Origin of the sequence: Pelobacter propionicus DSM 2379, from assembly GCF_000015045.1 — a bacterium.
In the GTDB taxonomy this organism is placed as follows: domain Bacteria; phylum Desulfobacterota; class Desulfuromonadia; order Geobacterales; family Pseudopelobacteraceae; genus Pseudopelobacter; species Pseudopelobacter propionicus.
The window spans coordinates 45,928-62,941 of record NC_008607.1; the positions used below are offsets into that span (position 1 = coordinate 45,928).

The following is a 17,014-nucleotide window of genomic DNA, read 5'->3' on the forward strand; positions in this document are numbered from 1 at the left end:
GCGAATTGCTGTATCTGCGGTACAAACCAATATTGACTGTAAGGTGGCCACGGAAACCATATCAGATAGGGGTAACACCAACATCCTTGCAATGAGGGGCCATCTGTAAATGGTAGCCCATTTTCTTCCTTTTACCCTTCCGGCCGTACAATAACTTCACGTAAAAGTGTTTTATGACAGTAAAGGGCGGCATCCAAAACAATTGGCATATTATTGTTCGTAATTTGGGGACCACTGCAGAGTGGATAAATCTGCGCATGTCGATAAGAATATCGACGGCATCAACGTCAACGGCCTCTTGCAGGCTGATGACGGTGGGGTTACTCATCCCCGTTCTCCTCAGCACCGCTTTTGCCCATGCGGTATTTGATGTCGTAGTTAATAATGAAATCCAGTTCTTCCGATGAAAAACCATAATGTTTCGCAAGTACATGATCTATCTCGTCAATGAGTGGTTTTGACTTGCTAATCACATACCTTCTGGATGTAACGTCTCCTCGTGTTTTTGAATATACTGTCTCTAATTTAGAATTTGTTTCAATTGAAGCAGCTAATTTACTACCTAGTTTTTCAAGTTGACCTGCAATCGATTCAGAATAGCCGCTAAATCTGAATCCAAATATCATATAATCTTTCAGGTTGTACATATCGTAATGCACCGAATAGTACCACCAAAATGTAGAGCTACTTACAATAGCAACAGCTTGATTGCCTGATATTCCAGATAGATACGCTATTTTATTACTCAACGATTCACTATCAAACTCTTTATTACTAACTGCTTTCCAATACCTTCCACCAGCAGTTCTATATGCAAGTATATTTTCGGTCGGCTTAAAAGACTTGTATTTTTCAATAGCCTCATTTGTATATAAGCGATATAGCATATTCGATTCAAATTTATTGTACTTTATCTTTAGGATCGAGTCTGTTAACACGCTGACATTATTGTCTTGCATTGAATAATATAGGTAATTGAACAAATAATGTCTCGCAGTTGATGACCATCTATTAATTCCAGTACTAAATATTTTCGGTGATTTTGAAACTGAGCCAATAATCTCTATAATTAACCGCTGATCAACACCAACAAAAAGCTTACTCGGTCTTTCATCAAAAGAAGATATCCAGATAGTGCGATTAGGTAACTGTTTTGAAGGTTTGATTAAAGCCTGAAGTGGTTTCATCCTGTCAGTATTTATAGATGGTAGTGGTACTATAAAGCCAAGAAATCCTTCGCATCTTGATATTTTATAAGCTCGTTCGGCCACGTATGAATGTAAATTACCACATTCAATAGTCTGATAATTTAGTAGTCTATATACTTTTTTCAGCTTTTCACCATATTCAACATACGGAGGATTACCGATAACCACATCAAAACCACCTCGATCATGGATAATCTCGTAATACTCCGCAAACCAATGAAACGGTTTGTGTGAATCGTGCCATGATTTGTATTCGGCGGTTTTCTTCGGGTCTTTGCCATACAGCTTTCCAAGATACACATCCAGCCGATCATTCAGCTTGTGCAGGCGTTCGACCAACTGCTTCTTGGCTCCTTTCTTTGTGATGTCATTTTCAATCTGCGCCTCACGAAACGCTGAAAAAGCCCGTTTAACATAATCAGCCGCTTCTTCGATACTGGCAATATCCTTATCGTGGAAACCCAGTTGTCCTTCCACCGCCTTTTTTACTTCGTCGATCGACACAAAACCGACCAGCGTATTTCCGGAACGGATGTTGAAATCGATATCCGGCAGCGGCTCCAGCCCCATGTTTGGTTTCTTATAGTCAACATCCACTGTGGCCACCAGCTTCAGGAACAGGCGCAGTTTTGCAATCTCGATGGCCTCATTCATGATATCTACGCCAAAAAGATTATTGAGGATGATTGACTTGAAGATGAAATACTGGAGGTTGGGGTGTTCGGGAGCATCTACCCGTTTCAGGACTTCATCAAATGTTTTGTATTTGCCTTTGGCCGCTTCGGCAACGAAGGAATGCATACGCACTATGCAGGCTTCATACAAAGGCTCAAGGACATTCAGGGCGGCGAACAGAAAAGCGCCGGAACCACAGGTAGGGTCAAGTATGGTAATTTTTTCGAGCGCCTTGTAGAAATGGCGGATCAGTTCAGCATCGATGCTGTTTTGGATAACATCAATGGCAAATTTTGTAATATCGAGGTTGTAGGTGATCAAATCGTTGATCTCGTGAATGTCACCCGCTTCAATCTTCTCCTTTACCTCTGCATAGCGTCTGCGTCGCTCAACCACCTCACGCCAGATTTCAGTCGGCAGGGCGTATTCGGCAGGGGCAGCTTTGTTCCATTCTTCCCGCTTGCTTACATCTTCGAGGCCTTTGGCAATCCCAGCCGGCAATTCAAGCTCAACACCATACTGTATCGCTGGGTAGATGTAATCATTTGGGTTTTTCTGTAACTGTTTCCATATGTCGCCCCCCTTTTTCAGAGCAAAAGCATAGAGCCGTTTCAATTCATCGAACAGGAAAGGGATGATGCAGTTCTTGCCGATGTAATCGGTAATATCCTCTTTGGTGTAATAGGCACCCATGGCAGCGCGGTCGTTGATGTACTTCTCGAAGATATAACCGATAACATCAGGGTTGATCTCTTTGCCGGTAGCCTGCTGGCGGGTGTCAAGATGCCATTCGTATTGATCGAAGAAGCTGAATATTCGTTCGAATGCCTTATCCTCAATCTTTATGTCGGTATAGGTGATCTCCAGTTCGTGAACATCGAATAGGCCACCATTCAGATAAGGCACCTTACCCAGTTCGCTTTCAAACTTCTTGTTATCTGGTGATCCCAGCCCCTTATGGAATAGCACCAGCAAGAAATTGCGATAGAACGAATAGAATTTGTCCTTACCCTTGCGGGACTGCGTCTCGGCTAGCTTGGTCTTCAGATAAAACTTGTCGTTATTGAGAAACCCTTTTTTCTGAATGAAGTAAATGAACATCAACCGGTTGAGCATCAGTGAGGCATACCAGTCTTTGTCCTGTGGCTCGGGAATGCCGATGATGAAGGCCAGGAATGCAGTGTGCTCCTTTTTGAAACCTTCGTAGAATTTTTTCGTGATCTTTTCGGCATTGGTGTTGAAACCGGTCTGCACCCTGCCGGTGACATCAACAACGGTGATATTGTCCTCTTCATCAATGGAGAAGAACAGGTGCTGGAGCTTCTGGTATAACAGCTCCGGCTCCTGGGTCGAAAAATATGGCGTTTCTCGAACAACTGCCGGTTTGTCAAGTTCCTTCAGTACTAATTGCCATACTTGCTGGCGCTTATTGCTGTCAATAAAGATGATCAGGTGCTGGTGATAGAGCTTGGTGATGGCGGAATCAATCTTCTTGCGGGTGGCATAGTCAGGCACCTTGCCGCTTGTCTCACAGACAAACACAAAAAAGGCGCTCTTATCGGCAATCGCTTCAAGCTGATAGACCTGGCCATTCACCGCCACCGGCTCTTTCTTGGTGGCATGGTTCCAGCCGAGTTGGTTGAACAGCTCCCGCAGCTGGAAATTTTTTATTAGTTTGGAGCAGACTGTTTTTTTGATGGACATTTACCCCTCCGTATTGACGAGCCCCATTGAGCAGATGATCTGCGGTTCACGATTATGAAATTCCTCTTCTTCGACAATACAGAGCTTGTCGTCATCACGCAATGATATGACAAGATCGGCCAACCCTTCATCCGATACGCCGGTTTTAAGGTGTCGCCCGATAGTCTCACGCGCCAGTTCTTTGAGTGGAAATTTGAAGATGTCATCTACAGCGCGTTTCAGCTCGCTAGTGACAAAAAGCGTACCTTCATTGGCCTTGATGTAGCGATCAAGGTGCATGAATACACGATAACGGACGCTTGATTTTTTGCCCAGCGTGCCGGTTGCGGATGATTCGGTATCTTTGATCAAGTCTAACCCCTTGGCCACCAAGTCATGATGATGCTCCAGGCGGTGGAGCGCCGGGGTATCATGAGAACATGCGGTAGCGTCCAGGATTATCTTTTGCGACTGGGTGATAACATTGCCCTGTTCATTCAACCAAACAAGAAAATCATTATCCTCTGCCGTGCGGCTGTAGACGATAACGCCCTGTTTGTCCGCTGCTGCAGCTTGTATTGATTTGGTACCATAGATGGAGTTGGCGAGCTCGGGTATGATCTTCAATAGGTTCCGGTCTGCGTCAGTGGCGTTTTTCCATATCTGCCAGGCATAGGAGGCAAGATCAACCTCCCCCTCATCTCCTTCATCCAGGACTCCTGATTTCTCGTTGTACATATCCTTGATATTGATCGGATCTCCATCAAAGAAAGTTTCATCGGCACCGACAACCTCGGCATTCTCGCTGATACGTCGTGACAGTCTGCCACGCAGCTTGATGATATTTTCCAGCCCATCCTCCGGCAGAAACGAATAACAAAGAATATGGTCGGACTTCTGGCCGATCCTGTCCACACGTCCTGCCCGTTGAATCAGGCGGATGATTGCCCAGGGGAGGTCGTAGTTTAGAACGACATGAGAGTCTTGCAGGTTTTGCCCTTCGCTCAAAACATCGGTACTTATCAACACCCTTATTTCCTGCGGTGTACCTGCAACACCTTTAACACCATTACTGATCGGGCTAAAACGACGGGCATTGTCGGTGGGATCGTCAGTATCACCTGTAACGCCTTCAATCTGCGTCATACCCCGTTTTAGCAGTTCTTCCGCCAGATAACGGGCGGTATCGGCAAACTGGGTAAAGATCAGTAGTTTTTCCTTGGCATGGGTCTTTGTGCAGAGTTCGTATAACGCATTCAACTGACGGTCGTCTTTGGGGCGCCATTCTTTCACCATGTTGATGATCTTCAGTATTGCATTGCTATCCTTCATCAACTGAGTCTTGAGGGATTTTTTGAAAAGGCCCGCCCTGATCCACTCGAAATGATCACGCTCTTTTGTGGCAAAGTAGGTGTAAAGATCGGCAGCCTGGTCAAGATAACTGTTGGCGTCGAGATGTACTTTACGGGAGTCGCCATCTCCATCTTCGTCCTCGATAAAACCATCCAGGAAGCTACCTTGCTGAGGACCTATCGGAAACTCAAGATCGTTTTCAATGGCATGCAGGTAGAGGTAATTCCGGAGGACATGGCGGCTAAGAGATAGCAGGAAGGCATAGCCGCTGCTCTCAAGGCGCTTGAACAGATTGGTGCGACAAAAACCCATCAGTCGCTTGCCGGCACGGGAAAGATTGTCCTTGATCTGTTTCTCTTTTTCGGTGAATTTCAGGAGGCTTTTTTCATCGATATAATTCGCAAGGCCGTAGCGGGGTAGATCGAGATCGTCGATGATGTCAACAACATCGTTGGAATAGAGCCTGGCATACTGGTCATTCTTATCCTTCGGATCAAAATGATAGATAACAGCCTTTGGTATCCGATCGGGAAAATATGATCGGCTGCCATCGGCAAATTCAAGATACTTCCTCTTCTTCTCGGGGTCGGTCTTGGCGTAATGTTCTTTGATAAAGCTCCGTGTTCTACGAACCAGGTACAACCTCATCAGTTCGCGCCAATCATCTGGTGAATCGCTCTTTTCAAATGCAGCAATGCTCCTGGCGTGGCACTGGTGCTTTGCCATGAACTGCACCGGTCCACCGATACTTTCAATGTAGCGCTCGGGGCTGATGCCCAGGTCGGTGTCCTCATCCAGGAACAGTGCCAGTTGGGTTGAAAGATCAAGATAGGTCTTGTTGTAGGGGGTCGCCGTCAGCAATATAACCTTACTTTCGTTCAGCTGAAGATATTCGCGGATAGACTTGTAACGCATTCCTTCCCGGTTTCGGAGGTTATGACTTTCGTCTATGACCACCAGCCGATAGCGTCGTTCTTTGGGAAGAATTTTCTGTACCTTTGTTACTGAGATGACTTTTGCACGCAACTGGTATTTGTGGGCATAACCTTCCCACATGTTCACCAGGTTCTTAGGGCAGATGATAAGTGTTTCCAGGAAGAAATCTTCCTCAAATATCTTTGCCAGTGCGGTCGCCGTAATGGTCTTGCCCAAACCAACGACATCACCGATGATGACGCCACCACGTTTATTGAGGTGGTGTGCGGCAACCAGCACTGCTTTCTGCTGGAATTCCAGCAACTCTTTCTGAAACACTCGCGGTATTTTGAACTCGGCGAAGCCTGCACGGGCTTCTCGTGATAGATTGTAGGCGATTTTCAGATAGATGTAATAAGGCGGAATCAGATTTTCCGTGGCCCAGCTGTTATCCAATATTTCAACCAGCTCTTTGGAGATGTCTATACACCAATGGTCCTCCCAGCGCTCATCAAACCACTCAGACAACTTACATGCTGCGTCCTGTTCGAGGACGTCGATGTTCAGTTCGCCTTGGTGATTAAGACCGGCAAGGGTCAGATTGCTGCTGCCGAGATAGCCAATGGTAGGGCAGATATTGTCTTTGCGAAATGTAAGATACAGTTTTGCGTGTAACTGGTATTTAAGGAACAGCTTGACGATAACCTTGCCATCCCTTATCTGATGCAGAAGCTTACGGAGTGCTTTTTCATCCTCTTCCGTAGGTGCGCCGATGACTAATTGTTCTCGAAATTCCTGAGCCAGCTGTTTCTTAATACGATTGGCCGTCTGATTATCCATTATGCCTGGACCTGATTTGGAATAACCCGCCCGCACCATTTCCAACGGCATTCTCTGCATCCCGATTAACAGACGACAGCAGCTTCCTTCACCACCATCCCATTTGTCAACATGGTCAGCGACACCTTTCCAGCCACGCAGGTTGAAATAGCCGACACAGAAATCTGCTCTGGTAGCAATCTCCATGGAATTGTTTAAGCCTTCAAGAAACTGATTCTCTATGTTGTCGTATATAGTGGGCATTGACTCTCCATTTTTTTAAACAGTACAGTGGATAAGGCTCAGGCATGTCACAAACTCTTCTTAATACGAGTTTTTAATCAATACCATATTAACCTGAGTCTAAGAAACTCAAATCAGCCAATCTCAACTTATAAAAGAAGTATATATTGAGTGGACCATGGAGTAATGAACGCACCAATCACAGGGCTTGGCCTAGCGATAGGCTCAAAAAGTGTCGATTCAACCTATCATATAAAATGACTTTGGAGTTTTGATAGTATATTATCAAAACATCTTAGTTTTTAGTGATAGGGAGACAGCTATGGCGGTGATCGGATACGCGAGGGTTAGCACTTCAGGGCAGTCGTTGGAGGTGCAGCTTGATCAATTGCAAGCGGCAGGGTGCGAGAGGCTCTATCAAGAGAAGATTTCAGGCGCAGACAGCGCACGTCCTGAACTGGCAATCATGCTTGACTACGTTCGTCAAAACGATGTTGTTGTTGTCTGCAAGCTCGACAGACTTGCACGCAGCACCAAGCATCTGCTGGAGATAGTCGAAGTTTTGGAAGGTAAAGGTGTTGCGCTCCGGATACTCAATATCAATCTGGATACCGGAACGCCTACCGGCAAGATGATGTTGACCATGCTTGCCGCAATTGGACAGTTTGAACGGGAGATGATGCTGGAACGACAACGTGACGGCATAGCCAAGGCAAAGGAAGAGGGGAAGTACAAGGGGCGGAAAGCAACGGCAAGGGCTAAATCTGGGGAAGTGGCAAACTTGCTGGTTGAGGGCAAAACCAAAGAGGCTATCGCTGCTGAGTTGGGGATTGGGATTGCTTCTGTCTATCGAATCAGCAAAGACCTGAAGGCCACATGATAAGGGCCGATTTTACAATTTCGGGGGATGGGCAATAATAGCCAAGTTGCATTTTCATCCCCCAAAAAATACTCACTTAAGTCTGACTTCTTTTCTTAAGGGCCAGCATCTTCTCACTCTGTATCCGATTAGATTCCCGTTCAAACCATGACGCAAGAATGGCAGGCGTAACTCTCGCCCGACCTTTTCTTTTTACACAGGGTAACTTTTTCATATCGATCCACGCTATAAATTTATCACCCCATTTGCGCACACCACCGACCCCAAGTATCTTTGATAGTTCCGTAATTGTGACATCAGGACTGTCACCAAAATAGCACTTGAAAAAGTCATGACCAAATCGTGAATAATCAATTGGCTGGTTATCAGGCAATTCTTGAACCATGTGCCACCTCCTGAAGATCATAGGCAACAATGGATTAATACAGGACAAGTCATTAATGAACAAATAATTTATTCGAGGGGTGTGAATCGGAGTCAACAATTGAGACCGAAATCCATGACAGGGGACCCGACTTTTTCCCAGAGATACTTTAAAAGGCACGTAATTCGTTACACCTGTTTAATGGTTTTGCATTAAATAGTTGCTAATGCAGATAGAGCGTGATTTATTGCGGCAAATATTTTAGATCAAAGACAGGAGGGGTTATGAAAAAACTGATTGCAGGAATGGCGTTGCTGGTGCTGGCAATGGCAGGGTGTGCGACAGTACCACCGCCAAGACCTGAATTTACACGACTCCCTCAACTTGAAAAGGGATGGGGCCGTATTTTTGTTTCTGCCGGACACTTCAAATCCGTATTCTCGAATATTCCCTTAAAGGAAACCGCAAATACCGGACCCGTTTTTGTAAACGGTCAGAATATAGGGTCAACGGCCTTCAAAGAATACATAGTAGCAGACATAATGCCAGGGCGTTATGAAGCATACTGGGTGCCGACTGCGCCCGAAAAATTTTATTCTGAAAAAACGATGATCGACATACAGGTGGGCCAGGTACGATATTTTTCGTGTGACATATCGACAATGGGAGAAGGGGGGTCTTTGGGGTTGATAGGGGTATTAGCGTCGGATTACCTATGGAGGGGATGGCTTGCGGAAAGGCCTTTAGATAATGAGGGTAAACTGGTTTCATATTTCAAAATAAATAAGGTTTCTGTTGCTCAATGACCCACTACCCGGTGACTGTAGAAGCCGGAAAGCGGTGGCAGAGACCAGACATCAAAGTCGTTGACGAAGCGGAGGCAGGCGAAGAGACCGAGACGAAAATTGCGCCCGTGTGAAGTTCAAACTACAGCGGGGCTACACCATGGCTTGCCCTGTCTTTAGGCCTCCACAGGGCCAATGCGGGATGATGCCGCGCCTTTATTGATTGTCGACGATGACTATTATTGGGGGACGACCTGCACCGGTCTACCATATTGGTCCATGTGTACGCCTGGGCCGTAAGCGTTGGGAGTTTTAATATACGAGCTGCCGTTATTGCTTCGTAGTCCGCGGGATCGTAGTGCTCGATCAATCGGCCCCATTTCCTGCATATCCTCGGGCAATGGCGCAATACTGGTAAGATGATCGTCCTTAAATCCGATTGCATAAAAAGTGTCACTACGCCCAAACGCATCATCATGGATTTTAAAAATGAGTTGCCGTTCTCCGTTTGTCAGTGTGGCGCTGACGGGCTTTCCAAGTAACTGGGTGACCTGGGCCTGTGTCATGCCTGGGGTTAAATCGGTGGTGTTGAATTTAGATACACAGGCAGTCAGGGCCAACAGCGAGAAAAGGATCATCGTGGTTTTCATGGTTACTCCGTTTGTCATTCGGTACAGGCTGAAGAAGCCGTTTCACGATACCACCTGATGAATGAAAAGCAAGTTAATGCTTATTAGAGTGGCCTTTTGAAATCATTCATGTCAACAGGGGGATATCCCAACATTCGCACTAAAAAGCGCAAAGTAGCATCTGGCTAAAGGCGTAACGTACTATTATATTATGATTATTATGTGAGTTGTTTGAGCTGACTTGGTATCTGGATGCGTATTCCGGTGAATTCGACCGAAGGAACTGACGTGATGGCGACCGGTGTTCCGCTGTGAATCCGACCAGCATTCCGGCGAAAGCGACCAAGGTTCGGTAGTCGCAAGGTTGGGTCTATTATGGTGTAGATTATGTCTTCTCAGTCTTTTTTGCTTGTGAAACAAAATATCCGCGTATCCAGTTATTAGCTCCATCGACCGTCTTGAATACATTAAATTCAACAACAGCTCCTGCTATCTCAGCGAGTGCAGTATATTTGCAGAACATGTTGTGCTCTGTAGTATTACTTGTAACAAAAACAGTTTTACCTTTTTGTTGTGCCCTTTTTGTGGATGTTTCTTTGCTGACCTCGGCTATTGCTGCAAATCCTTCCATGGATATGGATTGCATCGTACCATTTGTTAAATCCCAGATGACATCCCTGATTGTCCCCGTTGGATAGTATTTATTTATGACAGCTATGACTTCATTAGCAGTCAAGTTTCCTGTGACAGATGCTATAAGCAGAGAGCCTTCAATTTTAATGTCAATAGTTGCCATTGTTTACCGCCCAGAATATATAAAACTAAGAATTATCACAGATGCTAAAAAATAAAGGGTCTCTGAATTTGGGTGTGGAAACTAAAAAGGTGACATTTATTACCTTAACGAATTATAGCGTGGGCACCATTCAAGGCTTGTCGATAAAATGGGTGGCCCCATCAGGGACCCTTAGTATAAGGGATAATTTCCTGAACATTGTTTCCCCTTAGATGCCGTAGGAACAATCTTTGTATCGCACCCAGGTGCCAATTTCCAAAAGTAGCGAGTTTAGTTAACCGTATACCAGAACTTGGCCGATCTGACTTTTCCGTCAACCAGCTTGAACTTGCACATCACGCCGTATTTACCCTTCTTCGGCATGGTGAAGTCGGCGCCGAAACCGCCCTCCATTCCCATCAGGTCCTTCAGCTGCTCTGACTTGTCAGGCCCCTGGGTTTTCACCGTTACCTCACCTTTACTTAACTGCTTGCCGCTCTTGACGTCGGTGAACACAACCATGATGTGATGGGTCTCTTTCATCCCCATCTCCGCCATCTTCGCCTTGATGTCGATAACATTGAAGGTCGACTTTACGCCATCCACCACCTCCTCATGGGCAAGTTTCCCCATGGACATCATACCGCCATGCTCCATTTTCATGGATTCATGGTCCATGGCAAGAGCTGTCAACGGGGCCGAGAGTACAAAAAGTGCTGCGATTAGTACAGTCGTTTTTTTCATGTTGCGAGTTCTCCTTTGATTTGGTGCGATCACTTAAACGTCTAATTAAAAGCATTTGGCGTGCCAATACATACAGCACCACATCAACAGTGGTTTGGCAATATAGAGAATATTCAACACGGTACTTTGCTTACGCCTCAATTCTAAAAGCCGGCAAAGGACTACTCTGGTTACCGGCTTTTCCTGCGACCAACTTACGTTATTAGCTTCGTCTCGGCACCAGACAGGAAGTTGTATTTTTCTTGGCGATGTCACCAGGTTTGATTTCGCCTTTGACTATTTCAGCCTCGAAGTAGTGTTCGCCGGCGTAGCCCGTCACCTTGACCGCACCCACTTCAGGTCTGTATATTCGGCAGGGAACGGTTACTCTTTTGAAGTCCTAAGAGCCAAGCTGCTCTACACGAAAGGTACTCACAAACTGTATGAAGTGAAGCCCAGATACAATAAGCAAGCATTCGAGGCTTACGATACTTACGCTTTCACAAAAATAATTTCACAGAGACCAGAATCCGCGCATAGGCCGGATTGTCGATAATTATATATTCATATACAGTAAAATACCGAAAAGAATCACTGCTAGAGCGCCTGCACTTCTAAAATATCTTTGCCACCTGCCATCTCCCCTGTTTAATAATAGTCCTGCCTGGGAAGCAGACAGTGAAATTACACTCAAAGATAACGACATGCCTAGTGTTAAGGACAGAGCCGCTGCTACTCCAATACCAATAACCCCTGAGGAAATAAAGAAAGACAGAATAATGAGAATAGCAGGACAAGGAACGAGTCCACTTAAAAAGATGAATATTGAGTTTTCAATTTTGCCTTGTTTACGTTCTTGAACGGAAGATACTAAATTAACTAAACCTATTACAATTATTCCGACAGAGCAGAAAAGCATTAGTTGCTTCGAAACGGTATCGAAAGTATGCCCAAGCCTATAATCGGTAACATAATAAATGAGCATAACAATTCCGATAGTGCCCACCCCATGCATTATTCCGGATGAAAAGCCAAGGACAGCACTTTTGAGCTGCTTTGATTTGTTCGAAATGACATATGCCGAAACAGCGCCCTTATTATGGCCAGGACCGATTGCATGGACTGCTCCATAAACAAAGCTTATGAAAATGATTGATATTACCTCGGCAACTAAATACATCTATTTAGGTTGATTTGTGTTACAGTTGCTGCATGAAAAAGATCGACGCAAGAACATTCAAGCAAGATGTCCAGGAAGCGCATCGTCAACAAATAGTCAGGCTACGGAAATCAGGCCGTCCCAACAAGGAAACTGCTGAAATTGTTGGTATCAGCGAATCCCATTGCAGCAAAGTTTGGCAGCGTTTCAAAAAGGAAGGTCCCGGCTCCATTGTTAAAGGCAAGCGAGGACGCCGCCAAGGGGAACAACGCGACCTTACTACCGAGCAGGAAGCTGAAATCAAGCGTCTTATCATCGACAAAGCACCCAATCAGCTCAAACTTTCTTTTGCTCTCTGGACTCGCGATGCTGTCCGTCTTTTAATTGAACAAAAGAGCGGAATTGCAATGCCGATCCGAACGGTTGGCGAATATCTGAAGCGCTGGGGATTTACCCCCCAAAAACCAGCTAAATGGGCGAAAGAGCAAAGCACTCCTGCTGTTGTTAACTGGCTTGCCAAAGAGTATCCGGCGATTTCCAAACGGGCGAAGCAGGAAAAGGCTGAAATTTACTGGGGCGACGAAACAGGGATCCAAACCGGCGCCAACGTGGAGAGAGGGTACTCTCCAAAAGGCAAGACACCTGTACTTCGCCAGACGGGTCGCAAGCATCGGATCAACATGATTTCTGCAATCACTAACCAGGGCAAGGTCAGATTCATGTTCTACAAGGAAACCATGAACAGTAAGCGCCTGATCACCTTCATGAAAAGACTGGTCAAGGACGCTGGTCGTAAGGTGTACCTGATCTTGGACAACCTGAAAGTGCACCACAGCCATGTGGTCATGGACTGGTTGGAAAAACACAAAGACAAGATCGAGGTGTTCTACCTACCATCCTATTCTCCAGAATTAAATCCGGATGAATATCTCAATAACAGCCTGAAAGGGCGAGTACACTCTGGAGAACGCGCCCAGAATGTAAAGCAGTTAGAATCAAAGTCCCGAAAGCATATGAAGCATCTTCAAAACAGATCTTGTAAAGTCAAAAAGTTCTTCGATCACCCATGTGCCAGCTATGCGGCATAATTGAGATGTTTAATTGCCGGAGTAATAATAGAATTGAAGAGGATTTCCCACTTTTAAATTTCTTGGTCTCGGCAACAAGCATCTGTCGCAGTTCGGACTGATATTCTACGATCTTGGCAGCATAACCTACTTTCTGATCAGCACGGTCCACGGGGGGCTGAATAAGAGGTGCTGCATCTACACTATTTAGCATAGTCAGGAAAAATAAAACAATCAGCAAATATTTCATCTTATCTTTGTAACCTCACGGCATCGGGATGTACCTGCCCAAAATAGTATGCAACCTCCTTAAACTGCCCCTTTTTCAGCTTTAAACCGCTTGGCACCAACCCGGCAACACCAGCTTCTGCAATTTCGATGCTATTGTAATAGGTGTCGTCATATACAGTGACGGATGCCCCGCTACTTGGTATTGGTACTCCTCCCGTATTCAGCTTGAAACTGAAAATGAGTTTTCCATCTTCAACTGTAGGCACGAAATTAGAGGCAACGTTGAATTTCATTACTTTATTGTCAATGTACATTTTTGTGAAAAAAGAATCCTTGGCTAATTTATCAAAATATTCTTTTTTCAGAGCCGCTATTTTGTTGCTATCAATATTGCCGCTCCCATTCTTACTGTAATCCATTAAAATCATAGAGCTGAACATTTCATCAAAGCTCCATTTTTCGATAATCCCAGTCAGTTTCCCACCACTAAATTCAAGACGAATCGAACAGTCGATAAAAACGTGTGGATGTGCATGGCATTCTTTGCTTATGCCAGTGAGAATAATAAGAAATAAGGATGTGACAATTACTGATAGTTTCACCGTAGTTGTCCAATATCGGCGTTGTGCAAAAGGTCGCATGATTAGGTATCCAGCATTCAATTGAAAACTTGTAGCAATTAAAGACAAGTGAATTCATTGAATTCTATAATTAGCAAACGGAAGAAGTTATTGCCCGCCACAATGTGTTGACACTTTTCTATCATGAATTGTAGCGGTAACGCAAAATTGTCGATCACTATGGCATTGCGCGCTCTGCCCTCTTCACGTAAATTGCCTCAGCCATATCCTTGTCCACGGCGTACTGACTGTATCCGACGGTAAATGCGAAAGAAGGAAAAGCATGGGTCAGAGTTATGGGATTGCCCGGTAGTATCCCCATGGCCATAAGTTTCTGGAGTTTTTTCGAGTCTCCCGCCTTGATATAGGCGATTACGCCTTTCTCGCCTCTCTTCAATGAAGCGAGTGAAGCAACGAATTTGTCGCCGCTGAGCCGCGCTTTTTGGCAACAAGCACCAGGAGGGATCGGTTTTCCATGCGGGCAGGTTTCAGGATGTCCGAGCAACCGGCAAATCTCTTCCTCAATCTCCTTCTTGACCACATGCTCGAACTGGCAGGCGGCTTCTTCCATGTCGTCCTGATTCGTTTCGATGATGTCGTGGAAAAGTCGTTCCGAAAGGCGGTGCCTTCTGATTGCAAGACGTGCTTCCTCGCGGCCTGCCTCAGTAAACCTGATTCCCCCCTGGAATTTTTCAATAAGTCCCTTTTCCTCCAGTGTTTCCAGTGAAGCGGTTTGTTCCGGATCGAGTATTTCCGACAACATGTTGCCGCCGGAATTTTCCTCCAACTGCTCCCAAAGCTTCTCCAAGGATTCTTCAATACGCTCGTTCGTTTTCATAGTATCTCCATGTCTTATTTATCTTGGCATTTGACTATCAAAGCTGAATGCCGGTCACGTTCAGCAGGAAATTCACCAGTCCCCCGACCAGAAAAGCGAAAGGGAAGATGAATAGCGCCATCATGCACGCCATCTTGAGTCCGCGCTCTTTCTTCATCATCAGAAACTGAGCGATACAGGGAACGAAGAGGGTCAGAGTTATGACCGCCACTGCCAGCTGATTCCCGCTAAGGGCACCGGCCTTCTGAAGGTCGTAGAGCCCGGCTGCGCCGTAATCCCTGCGGAAGAATCCGAATAGAAAGGCCACCGCTGCTTCTTTGGGCAGGCCGATCAAACCCATGACCGGCGACAGCCACGAAACGACCACCTTGAAGGTGTCAGTAATGTTGCCGAGCCAGATCATGACACTGGCCAGGATGAACATCGGCAGGATCTCCATGAAATACCACTGCATTCGGGTGTAGGTCTTGATAAAGACCGCTCCGGGGCGAGGCATCCTGAGAGGTGGAACCTCCATGTAAAAATTCGGACGGTCGCCAGGCATGAGCCGGGCAGTGAGAAAGCCGACCACCAGGAATATCCCGATCATGAAAACAGCCCAGACTGCCATGGCTGCCCGGTTGTTCGCCACCATGCCAAGGACTACGCCCAGTTGGGCGCTGCACGGGATCGCCAGGGCCAGCAGCAGCGTGGCGATGATCCGTTCGCGCTTTGTCTCCAGGGTGCGCGTTACCATCGTCGCCATGGTGTCGCAGCCGAAACCAAGAGTCATGGGAATGACCGCCCGTCCGTTGAGACCGATTTTCTTGAAGATCCTATCGACCATCATCGCCAAGCGTGGCAGGTAGCCGGTATCCTCAATAATGGAAAAGGCAATGAAGAATGTACCGACAATGGGCAGAATGATGGCAATGGCGTAGCGGATACCGAGGGTGACGATGCCGTACTGCATACCGATCAGTTCCCGAAGCGGTCCCCAGGGTACATAAGCCATGAGCATGTCATTAATCCACGGGCTGAGGTATTTCCCGAATACATCCTCCTCAAGAAAACCGACGATGGTGCCGGCGCCGAAACTGCCGACAAACTTGTACAGACCATAGTAGAGCACAATCATGAGTATCGGAATACCGGTCAGAGGTTCCATAGTCCAGTCGCTGAGACGCTGGGCAAAGGAAGGCTCCCTGTCTGCTGGAGGATTAAAAGCCTCATTGCAGATGTCTTCAGCAGTACTGTGTTGCATCATCGGGACGGTATAGCCGACCGGCTCGACCAGATTCTTCTCCAACTCGGCAATAGTGCTATCCAGGAACTCCGGTGAATGTCCTTCAATTGAACGGACCAGCTCAGAGATGTGTGGATCATTCTGAATCAGCAGCAGGGCCAGTGCTCTTTGGGACAATCCGGTTTCTGCGGGCATGACCGGAGCCAAGGCATTGATGGCCCCTTCGAGGGTGTCGCCATAGAATACCTCGGCAGTGCTCTCCTGGCGGCAGTAGGAATGTATCCGGCTCTTCAGGACATCCACGCCTTTACCGGAAAGGGCGGAAATACCCACTACAGGAATTCCTAGCTTCTTTTCCAACCCGCCTTCATCAATCCGGATGTCCAAACGGTTGGCCTCATCCATCATGTTGAGAACAAGAATAACCGGGAGGGACGCCTCCACCAGCTGCAAAGCCAGCGAAAGCATCCGTTTCAGATTCTTGGCGTCAACCACACACAGGACAACGTCACTCTTGCCGGTCAACAGGATATCCCGGCTCACCCGTTCTTCCTCGGTGATCGGCAGGAGTGAGTACATACCGGGTGTGTCTTCAACGGAATACTCTTCTCCATCGATTTTGCATTTCCCCTGGGAAACTTCGACTGTGGTTCCAGGATAGTTTGACACCGTCACGTAGGAACCGGTCAACCGGTTGAACAGAGCACTTTTCCCCACATTGGGGTTGCCTACCATGACGATCTTTTTGAGACCGGTTTCCTCACACGTTTTTCCACCATGGCAGCTACAGCTGCTTTGCTTACTCATTTCTTCCTCCGAAAA

14 protein-coding genes are annotated in these 17,014 nt (G+C 46.4%); 3 read left to right on the forward strand and 11 right to left on the reverse strand.

What is annotated here, in order from left to right; genetic code table 11:
• Positions 1–61 precede the first annotated feature (61 nt).
• The 3 genes from PPRO_RS18255 to PPRO_RS18265 are packed head-to-tail and all read right to left on the reverse strand — an operon-like array spanning position 62 to position 6,917.
• Positions 62–328 carry a hypothetical protein gene (locus PPRO_RS18255; protein WP_011733778.1) on the reverse strand — a complete coding sequence of 89 codons (267 nt, stop codon included), beginning with the start codon at positions 326–328 and terminating at the stop codon, positions 62–64.
• Positions 321–3,587, reverse strand: coding sequence for an Eco57I restriction-modification methylase domain-containing protein (locus PPRO_RS18260; protein ID WP_011733779.1), 3,267 nt, complete (start codon positions 3,585–3,587; stop codon positions 321–323). Before PPRO_RS18260 ends, PPRO_RS18255 begins: the two co-directional genes overlap by 8 nt.
• Positions 3,588–6,917: a helicase-related protein gene (locus PPRO_RS18265; protein WP_011733780.1), complete on the reverse strand. Its 3,330-nt coding sequence runs from the start codon at positions 6,915–6,917 to the stop codon at positions 3,588–3,590.
• A 301-nt stretch (positions 6,918–7,218) separates the two neighbouring features.
• Between PPRO_RS18265 and PPRO_RS18270 the strand changes: the two genes are divergently transcribed.
• Entirely contained in the window at positions 7,219–7,776 is a 558-nt protein-coding gene (locus PPRO_RS18270; RefSeq protein WP_011733781.1) for a recombinase family protein, read from the forward strand.
• A gap of 76 nt (positions 7,777–7,852) precedes the next feature.
• Here the strand turns inward: PPRO_RS18270 and PPRO_RS18275 are convergent, their stop codons facing one another.
• Positions 7,853–8,161 (reverse strand): MerR family transcriptional regulator, encoded by a 309-nt coding sequence (locus PPRO_RS18275; protein ID WP_041533001.1) that lies wholly within the window; start codon positions 8,159–8,161, stop codon positions 7,853–7,855.
• 263 nt (positions 8,162–8,424) lie between these two features.
• Here PPRO_RS18275 and PPRO_RS18280 point away from each other — a divergent pair, with 263 nt between their 5' ends.
• Entirely contained in the window at positions 8,425–8,946 is a 522-nt protein-coding gene (locus PPRO_RS18280; protein WP_041533002.1) for a DUF2846 domain-containing protein, read from the forward strand.
• A gap of 218 nt (positions 8,947–9,164) precedes the next feature.
• Here PPRO_RS18280 and bamE read toward each other — a convergent pair whose 3' ends face one another.
• The 4 genes from bamE to PPRO_RS20430 form a co-directional block, all read right to left on the reverse strand.
• Entirely contained in the window at positions 9,165–9,575 is a 411-nt protein-coding gene (gene bamE, locus PPRO_RS18285) for an outer membrane protein assembly factor BamE domain-containing protein (RefSeq protein WP_041533003.1), read from the reverse strand.
• A gap of 364 nt (positions 9,576–9,939) precedes the next feature.
• The gene (locus PPRO_RS18290) at positions 9,940–10,350 is read right to left on the reverse strand and encodes a hypothetical protein (protein WP_011733784.1); all 411 of its coding nucleotides are present in this window, start codon (positions 10,348–10,350) and stop codon (positions 9,940–9,942) included.
• A 270-nt stretch (positions 10,351–10,620) separates the two neighbouring features.
• Positions 10,621–11,073 carry a hypothetical protein gene (locus tag PPRO_RS18295; RefSeq protein ID WP_011733785.1) on the reverse strand — a complete coding sequence of 151 codons (453 nt, stop codon included), beginning with the start codon at positions 11,071–11,073 and terminating at the stop codon, positions 10,621–10,623.
• Positions 11,074–11,608: 535 nt separating this feature from the next.
• Positions 11,609–12,232 carry a HoxN/HupN/NixA family nickel/cobalt transporter gene (locus PPRO_RS20430; protein WP_011733787.1) on the reverse strand — a complete coding sequence of 208 codons (624 nt, stop codon included), beginning with the start codon at positions 12,230–12,232 and terminating at the stop codon, positions 11,609–11,611.
• Positions 12,233–12,264: 32 nt separating this feature from the next.
• On the opposite strand from PPRO_RS20430, the gene PPRO_RS18300 reads away from it, so the two are divergent.
• Positions 12,265–13,299, forward strand: coding sequence for an IS630 family transposase (locus PPRO_RS18300; protein WP_011733788.1), 1,035 nt, complete (start codon positions 12,265–12,267; stop codon positions 13,297–13,299).
• 230 nt (positions 13,300–13,529) lie between these two features.
• On the opposite strand, the gene PPRO_RS20435 is transcribed toward PPRO_RS18300, so the two are convergent.
• The 3 genes from PPRO_RS20435 to feoB all read right to left on the reverse strand — a co-directional run bounded on the left by PPRO_RS20435 (position 13,530) and on the right by feoB (position 16,999).
• The gene (locus tag PPRO_RS20435; protein WP_198138382.1) at positions 13,530–14,150 is read right to left on the reverse strand and encodes a DUF1007 family protein; all 621 of its coding nucleotides are present in this window, start codon (positions 14,148–14,150) and stop codon (positions 13,530–13,532) included.
• A 157-nt stretch (positions 14,151–14,307) separates the two neighbouring features.
• A complete protein-coding gene (locus tag PPRO_RS18310; RefSeq protein WP_011733790.1) occupies positions 14,308–14,967 on the reverse strand; it encodes a metal-dependent transcriptional regulator in 660 nt (219 codons plus the stop codon).
• 37 nt (positions 14,968–15,004) lie between these two features.
• A complete protein-coding gene (feoB, locus tag PPRO_RS18315) occupies positions 15,005–16,999 on the reverse strand; it encodes a ferrous iron transport protein B (protein WP_011733791.1) in 1,995 nt (664 codons plus the stop codon).
• Positions 17,000–17,014: the final 15 nt, after the last annotated feature.

Bases quoted from the DNA above. Each gene is read 5' to 3' on its own strand.
- PPRO_RS18300 (WP_011733788.1), top strand. From the start codon at position 12,265: ATGAAAAAGATCGACGCAAGAACATTCAAGCAAGATGTCCAGGAAGCG.
- PPRO_RS20435 (WP_198138382.1), bottom strand. From the start codon at position 14,150: ATGCGACCTTTTGCACAACGCCGATATTGGACAACTACGGTGAAACTA.
- feoB (WP_011733791.1), bottom strand. From the start codon at position 16,999: ATGAGTAAGCAAAGCAGCTGTAGCTGCCATGGTGGAAAAACGTGTGAG.
- PPRO_RS20430 (WP_011733787.1), bottom strand. From the start codon at position 12,232: ATGTATTTAGTTGCCGAGGTAATATCAATCATTTTCATAAGCTTTGTT.
- PPRO_RS18265 (WP_011733780.1), bottom strand. From the start codon at position 6,917: ATGCCCACTATATACGACAACATAGAGAATCAGTTTCTTGAAGGCTTA.
- PPRO_RS18260 (WP_011733779.1), bottom strand. From the start codon at position 3,587: ATGTCCATCAAAAAAACAGTCTGCTCCAAACTAATAAAAAATTTCCAG.
- PPRO_RS18280 (WP_041533002.1), top strand. From the start codon at position 8,425: ATGAAAAAACTGATTGCAGGAATGGCGTTGCTGGTGCTGGCAATGGCA.
- PPRO_RS18295 (WP_011733785.1), bottom strand. From the start codon at position 11,073: ATGAAAAAAACGACTGTACTAATCGCAGCACTTTTTGTACTCTCGGCC.
- PPRO_RS18310 (WP_011733790.1), bottom strand. From the start codon at position 14,967: ATGAAAACGAACGAGCGTATTGAAGAATCCTTGGAGAAGCTTTGGGAG.
- PPRO_RS18290 (WP_011733784.1), bottom strand. From the start codon at position 10,350: ATGGCAACTATTGACATTAAAATTGAAGGCTCTCTGCTTATAGCATCT.
- bamE (WP_041533003.1), bottom strand. From the start codon at position 9,575: ATGAAAACCACGATGATCCTTTTCTCGCTGTTGGCCCTGACTGCCTGT.
- PPRO_RS18270 (WP_011733781.1), top strand. From the start codon at position 7,219: ATGGCGGTGATCGGATACGCGAGGGTTAGCACTTCAGGGCAGTCGTTG.
- PPRO_RS18255 (WP_011733778.1), bottom strand. From the start codon at position 328: ATGAGTAACCCCACCGTCATCAGCCTGCAAGAGGCCGTTGACGTTGAT.
- PPRO_RS18275 (WP_041533001.1), bottom strand. From the start codon at position 8,161: ATGGTTCAAGAATTGCCTGATAACCAGCCAATTGATTATTCACGATTT.